The sequence below is a fragment of the Clostridium sp. Cult2 genome, from assembly GCF_021655075.1.
Lineage (GTDB): Bacteria > Bacillota > Clostridia > Tissierellales > Tepidimicrobiaceae > Schnuerera.
The window spans coordinates 1-2,032 of record NZ_PPXX01000107.1; the positions used below are offsets into that span (position 1 = coordinate 1).

Genomic DNA, 2,032 nt, shown 5'->3' on the forward strand with positions numbered 1-2,032 from the left:
AAAAATTACTTAAATCTTCATAGGAAAAAATAAAACCCTTTGATTTAATATTTTTATATATACTATTTATATTATTTTTCATATTTTTCTCTCCAGATTTTTGTGTGTTTGACTTAATCTCAATGTGATTGTCTATGGCTTCATTGTCTTTAAGATAAATCAAATTATAATAATCGTTATAGATTCTAATCATATCTTTTAAATCTTCAAGAAATTCTTCCTCATTTGGAAAATCATCTCTCAAATATTCTTTATAATATATTGAACCAATTTCATAATCTACATTCCCGATAATTAAATCATTATCTATATTAAATCTATAATTATTTAAAGTATTTCTTATCATTTCTCTTGTAGACCTCATGGATTCTTTTGCTGCTTTAGTACCCAATTCCTTTTTTAGATTTGTACATCCTTGATTTAATGTTAGATATACTCTACTCATATCCTCGGAAAATAAATAAACTATATATACACCTCTTTGAATAGTAGTAGTAATCTCTTCATTATATGCAGCAATCCATGGATATCTTGTCCACGTGCCAGCACCACAGGATCCCCTTGCACTTAAGTCATATTCTTTTACAATCTCATTTAAAGCATCTGTAGTAGTATAATTTATCAACTTAAACATTTCATGCATTTCATGATTTTTATTAAATCTGCCTACTGTTTTGCTTTCAAGATAATTGTCTAAGATATCTTTGAAGTAATTTGTTATCAATTTATCACCACCTGTTTTTGACTGGGTTATTTTTTCTTTATATACCCAAAATGATTCGGAATTGTTAAGGTAGAATTTATTTTGTCCGATATTTCGTTATAGGATACTTAATCCCATTCTTTTTTATTTTATCATCTATAGCAGTAGATACATCTATATCCAATTGATTTGCTAAAGATAAACAATATATCATTACATCTGCTAATTCCTCTTCTAGGTGAATAGCTTCTGAAGAACTCATAATATCCCAGGATACGCTTTCATTTAACCACTGGAAAATTTCCATTAGTTCACTGGATTCTATGGCTATGCTCATGGATAGATTTTTGGGATTATGAAACTGTCCCCAATTTCTTTCTTCTGTAAATTTTGAAACTTGGTTTTTTAGTTGTTGGATATTTGTGTTTTGGTCAGTCATAAGATTAGACCTCCGTTATTATATTAATATATTCGATAAAATTCGGGTTGTACCAGATACCTTTTTTGGTTTATTTAAGGTCTAATATAGGCATAGCCTCCCATTTGTTTTTCTGCTATTTCTATAACTCCAGCAGGAACAATTTTTACAAATTCTCCAATATCCTCTGGATCTACATTATTTCCTGTTAATGCATTATTACAGGCTGAAAATACTACTCCTTTTTTATTAAGCTCTTCCATAGTCTCAAATAATTCATAATCGAGCAAATATCCTTTTACTGCAACTGCATTTGCCACAACTAATATATTTGGGTCTTCTGCACCGTTTAAAAAGTTATTAACATTTTTTAGAGTTAGTTTCCATTTTTCCATTTCATCTACATGAAATAAAGCTTTTAGTTTTTTCATATTAATTCTCCTTTACTTTAGAATTATTTAAAAAAGCTGGCAAATAAAATGTCCTTTTTTGTTCATGTCCAGCTTGAAGATTAAAATCAATTAGAATAATATCTCCTTGCTCTGGAATATATGCCACACCTCTTATACCTCTTTCCCAACGGAAGGCCCTGTATCACATTCTTGAGGTTGATAATCTCCCTCATATTCTGCTATTCTTTCTTTTAAGCTTATATGCTTTTTAGTACGTATAATTATTACTTTACCGTCTTCAACTTCTAATTTCACCGTATCATTCTCACTAAGATTAGCCATTTCAAGTATTGCTTTAGGAAGCCTAATTCCTTGGCTATTTCCCCATTTTTGTATTGTTGTATGCATAATATCACCTCTAATTTTAAAATACCTTATTTTTGTATATAGAGAATAAGAGAATCTCTATGAATACATCTACCCAAAAACAATAGCCATTATTTCTTCCTCAGCGTTCTC

At 29.3% G+C, this 2,032-nt stretch carries 5 protein-coding genes; all 5 read right to left on the minus strand.

The features are described 5' to 3' along the window. Positions 1 to 724, minus strand: a 724-nt coding sequence (locus C3E90_RS11860) for an MrcB family domain-containing protein (protein ID WP_236915888.1), incomplete at its 3' end; no start/stop codon positions are given. A 76-nt stretch (positions 725 to 800) separates the two neighbouring features. Then, positions 801 to 1,142, minus strand: coding sequence for a nucleotide pyrophosphohydrolase (locus C3E90_RS11865; protein ID WP_236915889.1), 342 nt, complete (start codon positions 1,140 to 1,142; stop codon positions 801 to 803). A 74-nt stretch (positions 1,143 to 1,216) separates the two neighbouring features. Continuing rightward, positions 1,217 to 1,552, minus strand: coding sequence for a DsrE family protein (locus C3E90_RS11870; RefSeq protein WP_236915890.1), 336 nt, complete (start codon positions 1,550 to 1,552; stop codon positions 1,217 to 1,219). 1 nt (position 1,553) lies between these two features. Then, positions 1,554 to 1,679: a hypothetical protein gene (locus C3E90_RS13375; protein ID WP_272879141.1), complete on the minus strand. Its 126-nt coding sequence runs from the start codon at positions 1,677 to 1,679 to the stop codon at positions 1,554 to 1,556. A 5-nt stretch (positions 1,680 to 1,684) separates the two neighbouring features. Further along, positions 1,685 to 1,921, minus strand: coding sequence for an AbrB/MazE/SpoVT family DNA-binding domain-containing protein (locus C3E90_RS11875; protein WP_236915891.1), 237 nt, complete (start codon positions 1,919 to 1,921; stop codon positions 1,685 to 1,687). Positions 1,922 to 2,032: the final 111 nt, after the last annotated feature.